General features: G+C 60.9%; 16 protein-coding genes. 4 read left to right on the forward strand and 12 right to left on the reverse strand.

Going from position 1 to position 18,927, the window contains the following annotated elements:
- Window positions 1–40 precede the first annotated feature (40 nt).
- The 8 genes from DSM107133_RS24625 to cyoA form a co-directional block, all read right to left on the reverse strand.
- On the reverse strand, window positions 41–1,051 hold the full coding sequence (locus DSM107133_RS24625) for an IS30 family transposase (protein ID WP_243253598.1): 1,011 nt from the start codon (window positions 1,049–1,051) through the stop codon (window positions 41–43).
- A gap of 156 nt (window positions 1,052–1,207) precedes the next feature.
- Complete coding sequence (locus tag DSM107133_RS24630; protein WP_114291353.1) at window positions 1,208–2,152, reverse strand: IS110 family transposase; 945 nt, start codon at window positions 2,150–2,152, stop codon at window positions 1,208–1,210.
- Between the two features lie 601 nt (window positions 2,153–2,753).
- A complete protein-coding gene (locus DSM107133_RS24635) occupies window positions 2,754–6,728 on the reverse strand; it encodes a non-ribosomal peptide synthetase (RefSeq protein ID WP_162791983.1) in 3,975 nt (1,324 codons plus the stop codon).
- Window positions 6,729–7,188: 460 nt separating this feature from the next.
- A complete protein-coding gene (locus DSM107133_RS24640; protein ID WP_240310447.1) occupies window positions 7,189–7,908 on the reverse strand; it encodes an SURF1 family protein in 720 nt (239 codons plus the stop codon).
- Window positions 7,905–8,270, reverse strand: a complete 366-nt coding sequence (gene cyoD, locus DSM107133_RS24645; protein ID WP_114292511.1) for a cytochrome o ubiquinol oxidase subunit IV — start codon at window positions 8,268–8,270, stop codon at window positions 7,905–7,907. The genes DSM107133_RS24640 and cyoD overlap by 4 nt, the downstream gene beginning before the upstream one ends.
- On the reverse strand, window positions 8,267–8,899 hold the full coding sequence (cyoC, locus tag DSM107133_RS24650; RefSeq protein ID WP_114292510.1) for a cytochrome o ubiquinol oxidase subunit III: 633 nt from the start codon (window positions 8,897–8,899) through the stop codon (window positions 8,267–8,269). The genes cyoD and cyoC overlap by 4 nt, the downstream gene beginning before the upstream one ends.
- 6 nt (window positions 8,900–8,905) lie before the next feature.
- Window positions 8,906–10,939 carry a cytochrome o ubiquinol oxidase subunit I gene (gene cyoB / locus DSM107133_RS24655; protein ID WP_114292509.1) on the reverse strand — a complete coding sequence of 678 codons (2,034 nt, stop codon included), beginning with the start codon at window positions 10,937–10,939 and terminating at the stop codon, window positions 8,906–8,908.
- A 2-nt stretch (window positions 10,940–10,941) separates the two neighbouring features.
- On the reverse strand, window positions 10,942–12,051 hold the full coding sequence (gene cyoA / locus DSM107133_RS24660; protein WP_240310446.1) for a ubiquinol oxidase subunit II: 1,110 nt from the start codon (window positions 12,049–12,051) through the stop codon (window positions 10,942–10,944).
- Window positions 12,052–12,210: 159 nt separating this feature from the next.
- Here cyoA and DSM107133_RS24665 point away from each other — a divergent pair, with 159 nt between their 5' ends.
- On the forward strand, window positions 12,211–13,500 hold the full coding sequence (locus DSM107133_RS24665) for an MFS transporter (protein ID WP_114292508.1): 1,290 nt from the start codon (window positions 12,211–12,213) through the stop codon (window positions 13,498–13,500).
- A 97-nt stretch (window positions 13,501–13,597) separates the two neighbouring features.
- Here the strand turns inward: DSM107133_RS24665 and DSM107133_RS24670 are convergent, their stop codons facing one another.
- Complete coding sequence (locus tag DSM107133_RS24670) at window positions 13,598–14,665, reverse strand: zinc ABC transporter substrate-binding protein (RefSeq protein ID WP_114292507.1); 1,068 nt, start codon at window positions 14,663–14,665, stop codon at window positions 13,598–13,600.
- 56 nt (window positions 14,666–14,721) lie between these two features.
- Between DSM107133_RS24670 and DSM107133_RS24675 the strand changes: the two genes are divergently transcribed.
- Genes DSM107133_RS24675 through DSM107133_RS24685 form a run of 3 tightly spaced genes read left to right on the forward strand, consistent with a single transcriptional unit; the run spans window position 14,722 to window position 16,828 of the window.
- The gene (locus tag DSM107133_RS24675) at window positions 14,722–15,240 is read left to right on the forward strand and encodes a transcriptional repressor (RefSeq protein ID WP_114292506.1); all 519 of its coding nucleotides are present in this window, start codon (window positions 14,722–14,724) and stop codon (window positions 15,238–15,240) included.
- The gene (locus tag DSM107133_RS24680) at window positions 15,237–16,040 is read left to right on the forward strand and encodes a metal ABC transporter ATP-binding protein (RefSeq protein ID WP_114292505.1); all 804 of its coding nucleotides are present in this window, start codon (window positions 15,237–15,239) and stop codon (window positions 16,038–16,040) included. The genes DSM107133_RS24675 and DSM107133_RS24680 overlap by 4 nt, the downstream gene beginning before the upstream one ends.
- Window positions 16,040–16,828 (forward strand): metal ABC transporter permease, encoded by a 789-nt coding sequence (locus DSM107133_RS24685; RefSeq protein WP_114292516.1) that lies wholly within the window; start codon window positions 16,040–16,042, stop codon window positions 16,826–16,828. The genes DSM107133_RS24680 and DSM107133_RS24685 overlap by 1 nt, the downstream gene beginning before the upstream one ends.
- Here DSM107133_RS24685 and minE read toward each other — a convergent pair.
- The 3 genes from minE to minC are packed head-to-tail and all read right to left on the reverse strand — an operon-like array spanning window position 16,825 to window position 18,685.
- On the reverse strand, window positions 16,825–17,097 hold the full coding sequence (gene minE, locus DSM107133_RS24690) for a cell division topological specificity factor MinE (protein WP_114292504.1): 273 nt from the start codon (window positions 17,095–17,097) through the stop codon (window positions 16,825–16,827). The two genes, DSM107133_RS24685 and minE, sit on opposite strands and share 4 nt — an antisense overlap.
- On the reverse strand, window positions 17,094–17,942 hold the full coding sequence (gene minD, locus DSM107133_RS24695; RefSeq protein WP_114292503.1) for a septum site-determining protein MinD: 849 nt from the start codon (window positions 17,940–17,942) through the stop codon (window positions 17,094–17,096). The genes minE and minD overlap by 4 nt, the downstream gene beginning before the upstream one ends.
- The gene (minC, locus tag DSM107133_RS24700) at window positions 17,942–18,685 is read right to left on the reverse strand and encodes a septum site-determining protein MinC (protein WP_240310445.1); all 744 of its coding nucleotides are present in this window, start codon (window positions 18,683–18,685) and stop codon (window positions 17,942–17,944) included. The genes minD and minC overlap by 1 nt, the downstream gene beginning before the upstream one ends.
- Window positions 18,686–18,927: the final 242 nt, after the last annotated feature.

The following is an 18,927-nucleotide window of genomic DNA, read 5'->3' on the forward strand; positions in this document are numbered from 1 at the left end:
ATGTGAACTCACGGTGAAGTGCAGTTCTTGATATCTCGTTTTACTCCAACCGGTTCTGTATTTCCATCAGGTTGCTTTCAAAGACCTCAGCGGGCGTCCGGTAGCCAAGGCACTTGCGCGGCGTTGCGTTGAGGCGGTGGCAAATCGACCTCAAATATCGATTTGTCAGCGCCGTCGGTGCGGTTGATCTTGGCAGGTATCGGCGCAGCCTGTTGTTCGTATTCTCAACAGTGCCTTTCTGATAGGGCGCTTGCGGGTCACAGAACCAGGCATCCGCACCGATCCCGGCCTTGAGATGCTTCCATGCCGAAAACTCGGTGCCGCGATCAAAAGTGATCGACTGGCGCGCGTCGGCGGGCAGGGGAGCCAACCCGTTGATCAGGGACTCCATGATCGGTTTGGATTGGCGATCTTCATTACGCATCACGACGGCATAGCGGCTGACGCGCTCGACCAGTGACGTCACGTTTACCTTCCCATGCTCCTTGCGGAACATCATCAAGTCGCACTCCCAATGGCCGAATTCCAGGCGTTCTGAGACGCGCTCAGGCCTGTGTGACAGGCTTTGAACGTCGAATATGTGGGTTCTGTTGTGCCTGCGGTAACCACGCGGCCGGCGGCGACGGCGATGCTCAGGGAGATGGCGGTAGAACTGTTCCTCGCGACCGTCTTTGGAATAGGCAAAGCGATAGATCGTCTCGTGGCTCACGCGGATCGGGTGCCGTTCGAGCCGCATCCGGCCGGCGATCTGTTCGGGGGACCAGCCAGCCTTCAGGCGGTCTTCGATCGCGGCTTTCAAATCAGGGTGAATGATCATCTTGCGATGGATCGCGCGGCGCTGCTCATATTTGTCCTGAGCGACGAGCGCGTGATACCCGTTTAGCTCAGGAAGTTCGTCGTCCGTGTACCGATTACGCTTAATGTCTCGGTAGATCGTGGACGGGTCGCGACCCAGTCGATCCGCGATCTCTGAAATCGGCATTTTGCCTTCAAGCCACTTTGCAAGCTTGCGACGTTCGTCCAGCTTCAGGTGACAGTAGTGGGTTCCCATTCTTCATCCTCCGTGCAACTCTCTGTTTTAGTAAAGAATTTGCACTTCGTTTGTGAATCCACCCAAAACGCACCGCAACGCTCTATAATATGAATTATGTAAAATAATCTGCGGAATTCCGATTTCCACCTGCGCGGAATCAAGTATCCGTCTTGGTCAAGGGTGTTTTGGTGTCCATTCTCTGTTTTCGCTTATGAGAGTGTTTGCGAGGATCAGGAGTTTTCGCATGAGGACGGCGAGCGCGACCTTGTGGGGTTTTCCGGCGGCTCTGAGGGCATCGTATTTCTGGCTCAGATCGGGGTTTCGCTTCATGGCGACGAGGGCGGGCATGAACAGGCTCTCGCGCAGGAGCCTGCGCCCGCCCTGGATGTGGGCCTTTCCGCTCCACTGACCGGACTGACACGTGATCGGCGCGAGACCTGCGAGCGCCGCGATCTGCTTTGACCCCAGAGTGCCGATCTCGGGGCATTCGCTGAGCAGCGCCCGTGCGGTGATGGCACCGATCCCGGGGATCGAGGTGAGAATGCCGATTGCCCTGGCGCGTTCCGGGCAATCGCGGTTTCGCCGTTCGATTTCGGCGTTAAGCCTGTCGATCTGGTGGTTGACCTGACGCAGGCGTGCCCGGGTCAGGCGGCGGGTCACGTCGAGCTGTTGCGTGCCAAGGCGGTTCATCAGCGCGGTACGATCCCGCACCAGCCCGGTGCGGGCGACATGCAACTCCTTGATTTCACGCTGTTTGGGGTCGGTTGGCTGGTCCGGAACCAGCTCCAGCGCGCGCCCCATGAGCGCGAGCATGCGGGCATCGACCGCGTCGGTCTTAGCGCGTGTGCCGTGGGCCTGCGCGAAGCGGCGGGCCTGCAGCGGGTTCACCTTGACGAGCGGCAGGCGGCCTGAGAAATGGCTCTCGAGGCGTCGGTGGTAGGGGCCGGTGGGCTCGAAGACCACGCGCTCCGGCGTTGTCTGCCCCAACCAGCGCTCGAAGGCGCGCAGGCCTGTCGCGGTATTGTCGAACCGGGCGTGGGTTGCGGTGCTGAGCCGGTGCGCGTCAAGATGCGCTTTCGAGATGTCGATGCCGATGGTATCGTTGATCATCTTCGTCATGTCCTTTGCTTGTCGTGCAGAGCCTGTGAGCTGCTGCGTATCCGTTCAGGCCTCATGCGAAGACGACGGGCGATCTCACTTGATTACGGTCCTCGAAGACCTGGCCGCAGACGATCCACCCGTCGCCGGTGCCTGCGATCCAAAAGGTGGCTGGCACCGGCTCCACCTTCGCAGAAGAGCCACGGAAAGTCTGAGACAAGGCCGCAGGCCGCCGCACATCGACGGGCCGCCCCACGGCACGGCGATTTGGCTGCTGTTGTGTGGAACAGATAGGTCGTAGGTGTTTGGCTGCCATTAAGTGGCAGACACAGCTGTAGGATCGCCGCACCTCGGCCCGTCGATGCGCGGCTTCATGCTTTTTGCAAAAGGCAGAAAAGTCCACACTGGCGGCCTTGGCTTTCCCTGTTTAACGAGTGTTTGCCTGGGACATTTTTCAGCCTAGCAAAATCAGAGACTTACGGAGCAAGAAATACAGTAGGTTCAACTGGTACGCTGCCACAAGAGATTCCTTATGCTACGATCCTGCCCCCTGGCGGAATCCACCCCTATCGGGTCTTAGGGTCTGGATGCGCTGGACACCGAACCGTCCGGGCACGGGCGATCAGGCGCGCTGTTTTTCGATGAACGGAATATGAAGCCCGGTCTGGTCCTGTGACACCAGCGCGGGGCCCGGACCGTGGTGACCAAGGGCGGCCTGCAAGAGGGGCACAAAGGCCGCCATGCCGTGCAGTCCCAGCATATCATCATGCCCGCAATCGACCTCGATCCGTCGGGTTCCGGCCCGCGTATAGCGGTCCCACGGCGTGCCGCGCCATTCCAGCAGTGTATCAAGCGCGGCCGATTTGCCCCGCGTTGCACAGACGTCAATGACCGGCGTGTTGATCTGCGCCGGCAGGTGACGCTGTGCGAGGTCAAGATTGGCCTCGACCATGTCGCGGATGCGCCCGCGCAACCTGTCAAAACGGTCTTTGCCGATGGTTGTGCGAAGGGCGGTGATCTCGGGGCGGGTGACCAGTTTTTCGGCCAGCGCATCCAGCGTGTGCAGCGCGGGGTCCGGCGCCTCGCCAAGGAAGGCCAGCGCCTGTTGGACCCGGCTGGCTTCGGTGTTGGCGTCCATGCGGGATTGGAACGGATAGGCGTCGAGCAGGCACAGGCAGGCGATCTGGGCGCCCTGCGCCTGAAGCTGGCTTGCGATTTCATGAGCAAGAAGGCCGCCGAACGACCAGCCCACCAGATAATAGGGACCATGGGACTGGATGGTGCGGATACGGGCCACATAGTCACGCGCCATGGTGCGCATGTCGGGCCAGGTGTCGGGTTCGGTCAGGGCGGAAGATTGCAACGCACAGATGCCCACCCGCCGGGGCAGCGCTTGCGCCAGGGCGGCATAGCCCCAGCCGATCCCGAGGATCGGGTGCAGGCAGAAGACGGTTGGCGCGTCGGTGTCGGCCTTGCGCAGGTCAAGAACAGGGGCCAGCGGATCTGCGCCGCTGGCGTGGTCCAGTTCGGCTGCAAGGCGGCGCAGGTCGGGGTTGGCAAAAACGGTGGTCAGCGCAATATCGGGCCCGTAATCGCGGCGCAAAGCGGCAATCAGGCGCGCGGCGGTCAGGCTGTTCCCGCCGAGTTGGAAGAAATCGTCGTCTATTCCGATGTCCTGATTGTCCAATACCGCGCGGACCCGATCCAGCAAGTGGTGTTCGGTTGGCGTCAGCGGACCCGTTGCGGATTTGCCGCCGCGACGGACCTCGGCTGGAACCGGCGGCAAGGCCTTGCGGTCAACTTTGCCATTTGCGTTCTGCGGCAAGGCCGGAAGGCGCAGATAGGCCGCGGGGATCATGTAGCCCGGCAAATGGGCGCGCAAATGCGCATCAAGTGAAGCCGTGTCGACGGGTTCGGCACTGGTGAAATAGCACAGCAGCCGGTCCTGATCGCGCGGCTTTACGACGGCTGCGGCCCCGATGGGGGTGAACTGGCGGGCGACGGCTTCGATCTCTCCGGTTTCGATCCGGTGGCCGCGAATCTTGATCTGGAAATCAATCCGCCCGAAATGTTCAAGCGTGCCGGTTTCAGTCCAGCGGCCCAGATCGCCGGTGCGGTAGATGCGCCCCAGCGGGCTGTCGACAAAACTGTCCTGCGTCAGGTCGGGGCGCGCGTGATAGCCTTGTGCCAGTCCGACGCCCCCGATCCAGATTTCACCGATGGTGCCAACAGGTGCGGGTGCGCCGAACCGGTCGCGCACGAAAATCCGTTCGCCGGCAAGGGGGCGGCCAATGGGAGGGCGTGCTGCGTTGTCGGCGGTGATCCGTGCGATGCTGGACCAGATTGTCGTTTCGGTTGGTCCATAGACGTTGAACAAAGCCCCGCCCGTGACCAGCCGTTGGGCCAGATCGCTTGGCAAAGCCTCGCCACCTGCCAGTTTGGTCACGGCGCGCAGGCCCGGCCCTGCGGCTTCGAGGGCAAGCGACCACAGCGACGGCGTTGCCTGCATATGGGTGATGTTCGATGTCTCGATCCGTGTGTTCAGCAGGTCGGGATCACGCGTTTCCTGCCGCTGCGCGATTTCGACCGTGCCGCCGGTGCAGAGCGGCAGCAGCATTTCCAGCGTTGCGATGTCAAAGGCGATTGTGGTGACGGCCAGCCAGCGGGTCGTTGCATCCAGATCGATGGCGTCACGCATCGCGGCCAACACGGCCCACAGCGCAGCATGGCCGATATCGACGCCCTTGGGCTGACCGGTAGAGCCGGATGTGAAGATCACATAGGCCAGATCGTCGGCAGCACGCGGGCAGATGTCGGCAGGCCAGCGGGCCGGCGCGCCGTCAAGACTTGTGGTGTCCAGCGTCAGGCTTTGTACCCCGCCGGTGGTTTCGGCATCACTCCGGTCGGGGGCGGCCAGCACGAGCGTGGGCGCGGCGGTTTGCAGGATCAGCGCATTGCGTTTTTCAGGGGCGTCGGGATCAAGAGGCAGATAGGCCGCGCCGAGCCGGTGCAAGGCCAGGATCGCGGCCGGCAACAGGACCGTGCGGTCCAGCAGCAGCGCCACGATGTCGCCCCGTTTCACTCCGCGCTGATGCAGCTGGCAGGCAATCCCTGCGGCTGTCGCGTCAAGCGCGCCATAGCTGAGAGACCGCGTGCCGTCATGAACAGCGGTATGATCGGGTGTTCGGCGAACATGCGTGTCGAATGCGTCCAGCCAGCTTTCTCCCGCAGGAGCAGGGCCACCGTCGGACCACGCCGCGATGTTCCGGCGTTCGCCCGCCAGATAGATATCAGCGGCGCGCACCGGGGCATCCGGGCGGGCCACCATTTCGCGCAGAAACCGGAGCAGGCGATCAAGGTGACGATCAACCTCGGTCTGGGAATACAGCCCCGGATTGGCGTTCAGGGTCAGGGTCAACCCCGCGCCGTTCCCGCGATCAAAGACAAAGGCCGTGAGATCGTCGACCGACCCGTTTGACAGGTTGGTCACCTTGGCGGCGACAGGTCCGAAATGCAGCGCATAGTCGAAAGGTTCGAAATTGACAGCCATGCGCGCGACCTGCTGGTCGGCCCGCGTCAGGCCAAGATCGTGGCGGACATGTTCAAAGCGGTATTTCTGATGGCGCAGCGCGCTCATCATGGTTTGGCCGCCCTGGCGGACCAGGTCCGAGAAGCTGATTTCCCCGGTAAAGTCAAAACGCAGCGCAACGGCGTTTGCTGCCATCATCGCCACCGCACGTTCGCGCCGCGACAGCCGCCCCAGCACCGGCATGGCCAGCACCAGATCGGCAACGCCGGTCATTCTGTGCACATAACCGGCAAAGGCCGAAACCATCACCTGTGGCAGTGAGACGCCCGATTGCGTGGCAAACCTGCGCAGCCGACCGCTGTCGTCAAGGTTCAGCTGACGGCTTGCGCTGACCACGCCGCCGGTGCGCGTGCCGCCGGTTGACAGGGTCACGGGATCAGGCACCGCTGCCAGCTTGTCCCGCCAATAGGCGCGGTCACGGGCGGCGCGCGTGCTGTTCAGATAGCTGTGTTCTGCCTCAAGCAGCACCTTGGCGGGGGCAATTGCCAGGGGGGGCGGCGTGTCGCCGCGCAGCCGTGCGGTATAAATTTCGGCGCAGCGACGGGCCAGCAGGCCGCCGGAAAAACCGTCCAGCAGCACATGATGGGCGCAATGATACCAAAGATGGTGACCCGCGTTCAGGCGGATCAGGGCCGACCGCCACAACCCGCGTGCGTGATCCGCAAGGTCGGATTGCATCCATGCAAGGGCCGTGGCCATCGGATCGGCCTCGTGGCCGAAATCAATCAGCGCAATGTCACCTTCAAAATGCGGCGCGATCCGCACCTGCAATCCGGTTTCGTCCGGGACAAGACTGGCGCGGGGCGCTTCGATTTCGCTGGCCAGCCAGTGCAGGGTCTCCAGAAACACTGCGGTATCAATGTCCCCCTCCAACGCCAGATACTCGGCAAGGTTGAACATATAGCCCTCCGGGCTAAGCTGCTCGGCAAACCAGATCCCGTTCTGTGCTGCATTCGCCTGAAGAAGCGTGTCCGCTGCCGGTGTAACTTTTTGCCTATCCAAAAGCATGGGACTTCCTTTCGTCATCTGGGGGAATATCCGTTGTGACGCGCACCTGGGGAATGTCCTGGGCATGCAATCGCCCCTGCCCTGCCCCATCACGGTTTCGCAGGCCGTAGAGGGTGCAGCGGGAATCAAGCGGTTGAAAATACGACATTTTATGGGGATATACCTGAGAGCTCCGGCACATCTCGAAGCGCGCGACACAGGGGCCCCTGCGGTGCTGCACATGTGAAATTGCCGTGCTCATAAAGCCAAGTGTCCAAGCCTGTCGTCGGCTGGTCCTAGCTTGCGGGAAACCGGACTTCAACCTATAAGGGAATATTTACAAGGCCATGGATACATACGAAAGTTTCAGAAATACATATCAAAGGTTGGTTTTTACAATAAATTCAAAAAGGGTGTCTAAAAATTGGGCGCTGTTGCGGGGTCAGGCCCCGTGCATCCCAAGTGGATGCAGCCAACAGCCCTATTCCGCGTCGCTGCCACGCCAAGGCAATGTGGTCAGGCGGTCCTTGACGACATAGACCATCGCGCCGAAAAACAGGGCTGCCATCGCATACCAGGTCAGCGCATAGGCCAGATGCGTGTTGCGGAACGTCAGGCGGGTCAGCCCGCCGCGCGGCCATAACGCACCGGTTCCGGCGGCCTCTGCATCAATGAAATAGGCGGTTTGCGCCTCGGTCAGGCCCACGGCCCGCGTCATTTCCGCAAGGTCGGCAGAGACCCAGCGGCCGGTTTCCGGTTGGTTGCTTTCCAGCAACGTCCCCCCGGGTTGATCCAGCCGGACAAGGCCGGTGACCCTGGCAGGACCGGGGGCGGCGTCCCAATCGCCCTGGTTCAGGCCGCCTGGCACGAAACCACGGTTGACCCAGATCGCACCATCCTGGGTGATCAGCGGCGTCATGATCCAGAAACCGGGGCCCAGATCTGTAACCGCCTTTATCCGCAGGCTTTGGTCACCGGCAAAACGGCCTGACGCGAACACGCGCAGATATTCAGGCGCATCACCCGCAGGGGCCGGAACCGGATCGCCAAAGGCGCGGGTTTGCACAGCGTCGATCAGATCAAGCTTCCAGGCAAGCCTGCGCATCTGCCAGTTGCCAAGGGCGATCATGCCGGCAAACATGACCCCCGCGACCAACAAGATCGTCACATCTGCCCAGGTTGGTCGACGTGCGCCGCTCACTCCAGGCCGCGCATCCGCTCGATCTGGTCATGGGCGGGCATCATGTTGTTGTTCAGATGGGTCATGACCCAAATCGACCCGACCAACACAATCAGCAACAGGATGCCCGTGAACACCAGCGACATCACCTGCCAGCCCTCTTCTGCTTTCACGGTGACATGCAGGAAATAGAACACATGCACCATGATCTGCACCGCACCCAGCCCAAAGATGATCGTCAACGCCAGCCAGATATGGATATTGACGTCGCCAAGCACAATCCAGAACGGGATCAGTGTCAGGACGACCGACAGGACGAAACCGATAATATAAGAGCGGTAAGAGCCGTGGGCTTCTGACGTGTCGTGGTTGTCGGTGCTCATAGCAACACCCCTGTGAGGTAAACAAAGGAAAACACCCCGATCCAGATCAGATCGAGAAAGTGCCAGAACAGGCTAAGGCACAGGATGCGGCGCTTGTTTTCGGTGGTCAGCCCGTGCTTTTGCACCTGCACCAGCAGCACCACCAGCCAGATCGTGCCCGCCGTAACATGCAGCCCGTGCGTGCCGACCAGAACCCAGAATGACGACAGAAACGCGCTGGCCCCCGGTCCGGCACCAAGGTGCCACAGGTGGTGGAATTCCAGCACTTCCATGCCCAGAAAGCCCAGACCAAAGGCCCCGGTAACAACAAGCCATGTCACCATCTGGCCCTGCTTGCCCTGCTGCATGTTGATCACCGCAAACCCGTAGGTGATCGACGAGAACAGCAGGAAGAAGGTCGACAACAGAATCTTTTCGATCTCGAACAGATCAGAGGGCGCAGGGCCAGCGGCATAGCTGGTGCCCAGCACCGCATAGACCGCAAAGAGAATGCCGAATATCAGGCTGTCGCTCATCAGGTACAGCCAGAACCCCAGCATGGTGCTGGGTTCGTGATGGGCCTCTTCGTGATGTTCGCCGTAAAAGTCGAACCCTTCGGCGGGTTCCTTGGGATGTGTTGTTGCTGTCATGGCCGTTTACTCCGCCGGAACATTCGATTTGCCGGCATTTGCAATGGCGCGGATTTCATCAGGTTGCAGATAGTAATCACGATCATAGTCGAACGTATGGAAGATCGCATAGGCTATCGACCCCAGGAAACCGACCACGGCAAGCCACCAGATGTGCCAGACCAGCGCGAAACCCATCGCGGTCATCAACCCCGCGACCACGACCCCGGTTGCCGTGCCTTTGGGCATATGGATCGGCGCATAGGTCTCTGGCGGCGTCTGGCCGTTGTTGGCCTTCATGTGATGCCAGGCGTCCAGCGCATAGACACGCGGCACATGCGCAAAGTTGTAATAGGGGGGCGGCGATGTCGTCGCCCATTCCAGGGTGCGCCCATTCCAGGGGTCACCGCCGCAGGCCAGCGCCTCGCGGTTGCGGATCGACACAAAAATCTGGACGATAAAGGCCACCAGACCAATGGCAATCAACGCAACGCCCGCCGCAGCAAGGCCGAACAACACCGCATAGCTGGTGTCTTCGAACTGGCTCAGACGCCGTGTCACGCCCATCAGGCCCAGAACATACAGCGGCATGAACGCGACCCAAAAGCCACCGACCCAGCCAACAAAGCTGACGGTGCCCCAGAACTTGTCGAGGTGAAACCCGAACGCCTTGGGCCACCAATAGGTGATGCCTGCAAACACACCAAACACCACCCCGCCGATAATGACGTTATGGAAATGTGCCACCAGAAACAGCGAGTTGTGCAGCACATAATCGGCAGGCGGCACCGCCAGCAGAACGCCGGTCATGCCCCCGATGGTAAAGGTGATCATGAACGCGACGGTCCACATCATCGGCAGCTCGAAAGAGATGCGTCCCTTGTACATGGTAAAGAGCCAGTTAAACAGCTTGGCCCCCGTCGGGATCGAAATGATCATCGTGGTGATCCCGAAGAACGAGTTCACATCCGCACCCGCCCCCATCGTAAAGAAGTGGTGCAGCCAGACGACATAGCTCAGCACCATGATGACAGCCAGCGCATAGACCATCGAGGTATAGCCAAACAGCCGTTTGTGCGAAAATGTCGGTACGATTTCCGAGAAGATGCCAAAGATCGGCAGGATCAGGATGTACACTTCGGGGTGGCCCCAGATCCAGATCAGGTTGATGTACATCATCGGGTTGCCGCCCATTTCATTGGTAAAGAAATGGGTGCCCAGATAACGATCCGCCGTCAGCAAGGCCAGGGTGGCGGCAAGAACGGGGAAAGAGGCGACAATCAGAACATTGGTGACCAGCGAAGCCCAGGTAAAGATCGGCAGTTTCATCCAGGTCATGCCCGGCGCCCGCATTTTCACAATGGTGGCGATCAGGTTGATCCCCGACAGCGTCGTGCCGATCCCGGCGATGTTCAGCGACCACAGGTAGTAATCCATGCCGACACCCGGGCTGAATTGCAGCCCCGACAGCGGTGGAAAGGCCAGCCAGCCGGTTGCCGCAAATTCGCCCACGAACAACGACATCATAATCAGAACAACACCCCCGAAGGTCAGCCAGAAGCTGAAGTTGTTCAGGAAAGGAAAGGCCACATCCCGCGCACCGATCTGCAACGGCATGATATAGTTCATGAACCCGGTGATAAACGGCATCGCCACGAAAAAGATCATAATCACGCCATGGGCGGTAAAGACCTGATCGTAGTGATAGGGCGGCAGAAATTCGACAATGCCCGCCGAGGCAAGAGCCTGATGAATGCGCATCAGGATCGCATCGGAAAAGCCGCGCACAAGCATCACGATGGCCAGCACCATATACATGATGCCGATCTTCTTGTGATCGACAGAGGTAAACCACTCGGTCCACAGATAGCCCCACAGACGCCTGTAGGTCAGCCATCCAACCAGCCCGGCCCCCAGCAACATGGTCACCATGAAGGTGCCAAAAATCAGCGGGTCATAGAAAAAGGGAAAGACATCCCAGCCCAGCTTGCCCCAAAGCCAGTGGACCTGATTGGCGACGTCTGGAAAGTGTTCGAGAGCCTCGGAAGGTGATGTAGACATGTTTAATTCCCGGTTGGCACAGACATCGGCGGAGTCTCTGGCGGCAGAAAGTCCAGCAATGCGTTGATTTCTTCGGCGCGGTCGGCCAGATCGGGGCGGAGGATCGAAAACATGCCCTGCGGATCATCGGCAGAGCACAGGCCCCGATAAAGTTCGCGGTTCAGCAGCCCGTCAATGCCGCCCCCGCCAAGCGCATCGACCATCATCATGTCGTTCAGGCACAGGTCGTCATCGCCCACACACATGTTCAGAATGCGCTGCCACAGCCCATCCTCGACAGACCCGTAATAGTGCACGTCGTTGCCGATGCTGGGCTGGTCCAGTTGCACAAAAGCCGCGCGATCCAGCGGATCGTTGCTGGCCGCCGCAGCGCCCGCCCAGCTGTCAAAACCGGCCTGATCCAGCGCCTGAACGTCAAACCGCATCCGCGAGAAACCCGCACCGTTGTAATGCGAAGCAAAGCCTTCATAGGTGCCGACGCTGTTGATAACGCCATTCAGCTCGGTCTCCATCCCTGCCATCGCATAGATCATTCCGGCCATATCGGGGACGTAAAACGCGTTCATCACCGTGGTTGATGTCAGCTTCAGCTCGACCGGACGATTTTCGATCACCGCCATCTCGTTCACGGTGGCGATATTGTATTCGGGATAGATGAACAGCCATTTCCAATCCATCGCCACGACCTGCACCTGAAGGGGTGTCACGTTGGCATCAATCGGCCGGGTTTCGGAAATGCGCGGCAAGTCGCGGTAGGGATCCAGCCGGTGCGTTGCCACCCACGTCAGCCCCGCCAGACAGATCACAATCGCGAGAGGGACCGTCCACACAACGATTTCCAGGCTGACGGAATGGTCCCATTCAGGGTCATAACGCGCCTCTTTGTTCGCGGACCGGTATTTGTAGGCAAAAAAGACCGTCAACAACAGCACCGGAAGAATCACGATCAGCATCAGGACGGTGGAATAGATGATAAGGTCAGCCTGCTGTGACGCGACATCACCCGCAGGGTTCATCACCACCAGATTGCACCCCGACAACGTCATCAGTGTAAGGGCCAGAGGCGCAAACCGGCAGGCTTTGCCGCCGATCCTGAATTGAGTGAGAGACATTGGTGACCTATTGCATGATTTGTCAGCGCCTTAATATTAGCACTCTGGCGGTCGTGGGACAGCGCGAAAGCTGCGCTGTATTGGCGCAGGTGTCGGAACTTGTGGCGAATTTTGATATTGTCACTATCCTTAGCAGAACAAGGACGAAGGATTTCTGTCATGACCTACGAAAGCGCACCTGGCTCGGATGACGCGCAAGAATATGTGCCGCAATCTGTCCGTCTTGATGATGTCATCACGACGGTGGTGATGGCGCGGGTGACGGATTATTTCGGCTTTTTTGTCTTTGCCATCGCCTCGGCGCTGGTTTTCCCCAAGATCTTCTTTCCCTTCCTTGATCCGGTCCCTGCGACCCTGGCGTCGTTCGGTATATTCGCGCTGGCGTTCCTCGCGCGTCCGGTGGCCAGTCTGCTGGGGCGGAAACTGGAAAAACGCATCGGCAGGGCCGGCAAGATCACGGTTGCCCTGATGCTTCTGGGCACCTCGACGGTCGCGATTGGCCTGCTGCCGGGCTACGACCGGCTTGGCTGGGTGGCCCCTGCGTTGCTGGCGGGATTTCGCATTATTCAGGGCCTTGGTCTGGGCGGCTCCTGGGACGGGCTGACACTGCAACTCAAATCTGCCGCCCCGCAGGATCGCACCGGCCTGTATGGCATGGTGCCGCAACTGGGCGGGCCCATCGGGTTTTGCGTGGCCGCCGCGATGTTCTTTGTGCTGACCGGTTTCCTGACACCCGAGGAATTCTATCAACACGGCTGGCGCTTCGCGTTTTTCGCGGTGATGGCGGTAAATGTGGTGTCCCTGTTTGCACGTCTGCGGCTGCTGACCACAGATTTCGGCTCGGACGGGGAAACGCTGATGAAATCGGCTCCGTTCGGCTTTTTGGTGCGGACGGAATGGCGCACAATTCTGTTGTCGGCGTTCTTGCCCCTGTCCAGCTATGCGCTGTTGCACATGCTGACGGTTTTCCCGATCAGCTATACCTTGCTTTTTACCGACCATGCGATTGACCGGATCATCCTGTGGCAGCTTGTCGGAGGCGCGTTGTCGGTCGGAACTGTCATTCTGTCCGGTGTGCTTGCCGACCGCTACACAAAGCGCGCCGTGTTGTTGTGGTCAAGCGTCCTGACACTGCTGCTGTGCCTGACGATCGGTACGCTGAACGACAATCCTGCCATCTACATCATCCCCGGCTTCCTGATCTTCGGCCTGTCCTATGGTCAGTCCAGCGCCATCGTGCCCAACCGTTTTGCGCCCGATTGCCGGTATTCCGGTTCTGCGCTGTCCACCAACCTGTCATGGATTTTCGGAGCCGCCTTTGCGCCGCTGGTCGGGCTGTTTCTGGCCAGCAGATTCGGGCTTTGGGCGGCGGCCCTGTATCTGGTGTCCGGCGTGCTGGTAACGCTGGCGACCTTGTACATCCTGCAACGCGAATTCAATCAGGATTGATCTGCCAGCGGACGCCCGACCGGGCCGTCCGCTGGCATTCGCAACAACGCGCCGCTGGCGCGACCCGTCGGAAAACAGCGCGGAAAGCGTCAGACGGTCACAGGCAGCCCGCCAGCGCGGTTGCAAGGTTACGCAACAATTGCGGATACAGGTCCGCCCCCGGTTCAAGGTCGGATCCCAACGGGTCCATCACCCCTGTTTGCGCAGTCGAACCGTCCATAACCGAGGCCACAATGCCCGGATTGAATTGCGGTTCTGACATAACACAGGTCACATCCTGATCCGCGACGCGCGCCTGAATTCCGGCGATACGGGCCGGGCTTGGATCGGTCGCATCCGAAACAGAGATCGCACCCGAGGCCGGGAAGTCGAATGCCTGTTCGAAATACTGATAGGCGTCGTGGAAAACGATGAAATGGGCACCGCGCACGGGTTCCAGGATGGTGTTGATCTGGGTCCGCAGATTTGCCAGTTCCTCGCGCCCTGCTGCGGCATTTGCAAAATACGCGCCCGCATTGTCCGGGTCGGCCGCCGACAGCGCGGCGGCGATTGCGTTCAACCAGACCGCCCCGTTGTCCGGCGACAGCCAGGCATGTGGATCGTGGCCCTCATGGTCGTGACCCTCGTGCCCGTCATGGTTCTCGTGCCCTTCATGGTCGTGGTCCTCATGCCCTGCATGGTCATGACCCTCATGCCCCGCATGGTCGTGACCCTCGTGCGCGTGATCGTGGCCTTCGTCATGACCCGCATGATCGTGGCCTTCATGATCTTCACCGTGGCCTTCGTCGCCATGCTGATGCGGCTCGAACAAGGCGCTTTCACGCATCGGCAGTTCCGTGGTGCCTTCGGTCTCGATCAGTTCGACAGCGGTCGCATTTCCGGCCAGCGTATCAATCGCGCTTTCCAGCCAGGGGGTCAGATCGGGGCCGATCCAAAACACCAGATCCGCGTCCTGCAAGGCCGCTGCTTCGGACGGGCGCAGGGTGTATTCGTGCGGGCTGGCCCCCGGTGCCACGATCAGCGACGGCGCCCCAACCCCCTGCATGACACGCGCCACAAGCGAATGCACAGGGGCGATATCCACGGCCACTTTCGGGACATCCGCAAGGGCCGTTCCAGCCAGCAGCGTGGCCGCAAGCGACAAGGACGCGAGGTTTCTGGACATCTTTCACTCCATGTGATTTTATAACGTTACAGGTCGCGTACAGGAAATGTAATAACATGACAAGTGGATCACAGACAGATCGTGAAACGCCGTCAGATCCGGTCGGATTCGACAAACACGACCATGCGGGCTGTATCACCACCGCTGTGGCCGCTGCCGAGGCGCATTGCGCGGCCAACGGGCTGCGCTTTACCCCGGTCCGGCGCGCCGCGCTGGAAATTCTTCTGCAAGAACACCGCGCACTTGGCGCATACGAAACGCTCGACCGCCTGCGCGAGGCCGGTTTCGGGGCGCAGCCGCCGGTGGCCTATCGTGCGCTGGAATTCCTTGTCGCCAACGGCTTTGCACACAAGATCGAACGGCTGAACGCCTTTATTGCCTGCGCCCATCCCGGGGCCAACCATTCACCCGCCTTCATGATTTGCCGCGCCTGCGATTCCGTTGCCGAAGCACAGTCAGCACCTGCACGCGGTGCCCTTGGTGACGCGGCCCGCGCGACCGGGTTCCAGATCGAACGCACCATGGTGGAAGCCGTCGGCCTGTGTCCGGCCTGCGCCGACAACGCTGCACCATGAGCCTTGTCACCGTTGAAGACGTCAGTGTCGGCTATGGTGCCGAGACAGTGCTGGCGCATGTGTCACTGGCCATCGAACCGGGGGAAATCGTCACCATCGTCGGCCCGAACGGTTCCGGCAAGACGACGCTGCTGCGCACCCTGATCGGCGCGGTGCGCCCCGCATCCGGCAGGATCACCCGCAAACCCGCTCTGCGCATCGGCTATGTTCCGCAAAAGCTGCACATCGACCCCACCCTGCCCATCACGGTGGAAAGGTTCCTGCGCCTGACCGGCGGCACATCCCGCAGCGCGGGCGCGCGGGCGCTGGCGCGCGCCGGGGTGCCGGATCTGTCGGGGCGTCAGATGTCTGCCCTGTCGGGCGGCCAGATGCAGCGCGTTCTGCTGGCACGCGCCTTGATCAACGACCCCGAAATCCTGCTGCTTGACGAGGCCACGCAGGGTCTGGACCAACCCGGCTCCGCCGCGTTCTACCGCCAGATCGAAGAGGTGCGCAAAGACACCGGATGCGCCGTTCTGATGATCAGTCACGAATTGCATGTGGTGATGAGCGCCTCGGATCGGGTGATCTGTCTGAACGGGCACGTCTGCTGCGAAGGCACGCCCGAAATCGTCTCGGCGGCGCCGGAATATCGCGCGCTTTTCGGGTCTGGCACCGGCGGGGCACTGGCCCTGTACCGCCACGATCACGACCATAACCACGGGAATGGGCACGGGCATGACCACGGGAATGGGCATGATGAAACCTGCACCCATGACCACGGACACCCCGAAAACACCAAAACCAAGGCGGCTGGATGATGCTGGATGATTTTATGGTCCGCGCAACACTGGCGGGTGTCGGCGTTGCCTGTGCCGCGGCACCTCTGGGCAGCTTTGTCGTCTGGCGGCGCATGGCCTATTTCGGTGACGCAACCGCCCATGCCGCGATTCTGGGCGTGGCCCTGTCGCTGGCGCTGAACATCTCGATCTTTGCCGGCGCGGTTGCCGTGGCGCTGGTGATGGCCCTGACCGTGACACTGCTGACGGGGCGCGGTTACGCGATGGATACGCTGCTGGGCGTTCTGGCCCATTCCGCGCTTGCCTTCGGGCTGGTTGCGGTGTCGTTCCTGTCGGGCATCCGCATCGACCTGATGGCCTATCTGTTCGGTGACATTCTGGCGGTGTCGCGCGGCGATCTGGCGGTGATCTGGGGCGGTGCCGCGCTGGTGGTCGGGCTGATCGGCTGGCGCTGGTCCGCGCTGCTGACATCCACCCTCAGCGAAGAGCTTGCCTATGCCGGTGGTATCGACCCCAAGCGCGAACAGCTGGTCCTGACCCTGGCGCTTGCCGTCACCGTTGCCGTCGCGATCAAGGTTGTCGGTGTCCTTTTGATTGCGGCGATGTTGATCATACCTGCCGCCGCCGCCCGCCCGCTGTCGCGCACCCCCGAGGAAATGGCCGTGATTGCCGCCGTGATCGGTGGCGGCTCGGCCATAGCCGGATTGCGCGCCGCCTATGTGCTGGACACGCCTGCCGGCCCCTCCATTGTCTGCGTTGCAGCCCTCATTTTCCTGACAACCAGTGTCCTGAGGGGGTTACGGCCCTAGGACGACGCGGCAGAGCGCGGCAGTTCGATGTTGATCTCCAGGCTCGACATCTTGTCACCGCGTTCCATGCGCACTTCGACATCATCCTCGGCAATAGGGACATGTTTGCGGATCGCCGCCACGATATCGCGTTGCAGCAGCGGCAGGTAATCGTTTTCAGCCGTGCCGCCCCCGCTGCGCTCGTGCGCAAGCAGGATTTGCAGCCGGTCCTTTGCGGTTTGCGCGCTTTTGGGGCGGCGCGGTTTGCGGGCAAAATTGAAAAAGCTCATGACGCACGTCCGAACAAACGGTTCAGCAGGTTGGGACGGCGCTCGCCTTCGATGCGCATCTCGACCTCGTTGCCAATCAGACGGCTGACCGCATCCTCATAGGCCCGCCGCGCAGCCGACGGTTGATCCAGCACAACGGGCGTGCCGATGTTCGAGGCGCGCAAAATCGCCTGGCTTTCGGGGATCACCCCCAACAGCGGAACCGCGAGGATTTCCAGCACGTCTTCCACCGTCATCATCTCGCCGCTTTCGACCCGCGCCTTGTCGTGGCGCGTCAGCAGAACCTGCGCCTTGACCGGCGCGGCATCCTTGCTTTCGGCGCGCAGGGTCTGGCTGCTGAGCAACCCCAGCACCCGATCACTGTCGCGCACCGAGGACACCTCGGGGTTGGTCACAACAACCGCCTCGTCGGCAAAATACATCGCCATCTGGGCACCGTGTTCGATCCCCGCAGGGCTGTCGCAGATGATATAGTCGAATTCCTGCTTCAGCTCGTCCAGAACCTTTTCAACCCCCTCTTTGGTCAGCGCATTCTTGTCGCGCGTCTGCGAGGTTGGCAGGATGCACAGATTGTCCAGCCGCTTGTCGCGGATCAGGGCCTGTTTCAGCCGCGCATCGCCCTGAATGACGTTGATAAAGTCGAAAACGACGCGCCGCTCGCAGCCCATGGTCATGTCCAGATTGCGCAGCCCGACATCAAAATCAATCACGACTGTCCGAAAGCCCTGCTGGGCCAGCCCCGCCGAAATTGCCGCCGACGACGTGGTCTTGCCCACGCCGCCCTTGCCCGACGTAATCACGATAACGCGCCCGAGAGGCGGCTTTTCCTTCAATTCAATGCTCATCAAATCACCTCTACACGCAGTTTTTCTTCTTCCAGGTAGATATGCGCGCAGCCCTTGCGGGCGACGGGGGCAAGTGTCTCGCTGGTTTGGTAAAGTCCGGCAATGGCCACCAGTTCGGCATCAAGCACCTGGCAGAAGATCCGGGCGCTTTCGTCTCCGTGCACGCCGGCCATCGCCCGCCCGCGCAGGGCGCCATACACATGGATCGAACCGCTGGCGATCAGCTCGGCCCCCGACGCAACCGTGCCTACCACCGTCAGGTCACCATGTTCGCTGACAACCGTCTGGCCCGACCGGACCGGCGCATGCAGCACCTTGTTTTTGATGTCCACCCGCGCGGCACGCGACCCGCGCCGCGCCTGTCTGTCCGCGGGCATCGGCGCATCCTTGCCCGCAGGCACCTCGATCAACCCCAGTTCCTGCAAGGCATCCGCCGAAACGCTGCCGCTGCCATGGACGCCGAAAACCCGCAGGTTCCGACGCCGTAAATTCTCAATCAGCGGGCGCAGACGATCCGGCTCTGCCGTTGCCGGCGCATGTGTCAGATCAAGGACCATAGGTGCCTTGTCATAGAACTGCGGTGTTTGCTCCAGCTGCGCGTCAAGCTGCGCATAGAAGGATTCCATATCCGCATCCGCGTCGACCCGAAGCGCAAGCGCCGTCAGGAACCGCCCACGGATCTGGAACGGGGCTGTGTTTGCCGACATGTCGCCATGCCGGTCTGTGGCGTATTGATAAGACACCTGGTGCCGATGCTCCTGCTCGCTGGCGGTTCACGACTCGGGGCCGGACCGCTCTTGTTAGGCGGTCATTCTTCACCAAGGCGGCGCTGTGCGAAAGCCGCCTTTGAGTCATCAGCAAAAAGCCGCCCCCCGACCGATACTGGCGCGACGACAGCCTGTTGAACCTGTGCGGTCTTTTTGCACCGCTGGTCAGCGCCGCCAGACAAAGCTACAACGCCGGCTTATGTCGCGCGCCACACAAC

Origin of the sequence: Pseudosulfitobacter sp. DSM 107133 (assembly GCF_022788695.1) — a bacterium.
In the GTDB taxonomy this organism is placed as follows: Bacteria; Pseudomonadota; Alphaproteobacteria; order Rhodobacterales; family Rhodobacteraceae; genus Pseudosulfitobacter.

Coding starts and splice junctions, on each gene's coding strand:
- DSM107133_RS24685 (WP_114292516.1), top strand. CDS start 16,040: ATGCTGGATGATTTTATGGTCCGCGCAACACTGGCGGGTGTCGGCGTT.
- cyoA (WP_240310446.1), bottom strand. CDS start 12,051: ATGTCTCTCACTCAATTCAGGATCGGCGGCAAAGCCTGCCGGTTTGCG.
- cyoB (WP_114292509.1), bottom strand. CDS start 10,939: ATGTCTACATCACCTTCCGAGGCTCTCGAACACTTTCCAGACGTCGCC.
- cyoD (WP_114292511.1), bottom strand. CDS start 8,270: ATGAGCACCGACAACCACGACACGTCAGAAGCCCACGGCTCTTACCGC.
- minE (WP_114292504.1), bottom strand. CDS start 17,097: ATGAGCTTTTTCAATTTTGCCCGCAAACCGCGCCGCCCCAAAAGCGCG.
- DSM107133_RS24670 (WP_114292507.1), bottom strand. CDS start 14,665: ATGTCCAGAAACCTCGCGTCCTTGTCGCTTGCGGCCACGCTGCTGGCT.
- DSM107133_RS24665 (WP_114292508.1), top strand. CDS start 12,211: ATGACCTACGAAAGCGCACCTGGCTCGGATGACGCGCAAGAATATGTG.
- DSM107133_RS24625 (WP_243253598.1), bottom strand. CDS start 1,051: ATGGGAACCCACTACTGTCACCTGAAGCTGGACGAACGTCGCAAGCTT.
- minD (WP_114292503.1), bottom strand. CDS start 17,942: ATGAGCATTGAATTGAAGGAAAAGCCGCCTCTCGGGCGCGTTATCGTG.
- DSM107133_RS24675 (WP_114292506.1), top strand. CDS start 14,722: ATGACAAGTGGATCACAGACAGATCGTGAAACGCCGTCAGATCCGGTC.
- DSM107133_RS24635 (WP_162791983.1), bottom strand. CDS start 6,728: ATGCTTTTGGATAGGCAAAAAGTTACACCGGCAGCGGACACGCTTCTT.
- DSM107133_RS24680 (WP_114292505.1), top strand. CDS start 15,237: ATGAGCCTTGTCACCGTTGAAGACGTCAGTGTCGGCTATGGTGCCGAG.
- DSM107133_RS24630 (WP_114291353.1), bottom strand. CDS start 2,152: ATGACGAAGATGATCAACGATACCATCGGCATCGACATCTCGAAAGCG.
- cyoC (WP_114292510.1), bottom strand. CDS start 8,899: ATGACAGCAACAACACATCCCAAGGAACCCGCCGAAGGGTTCGACTTT.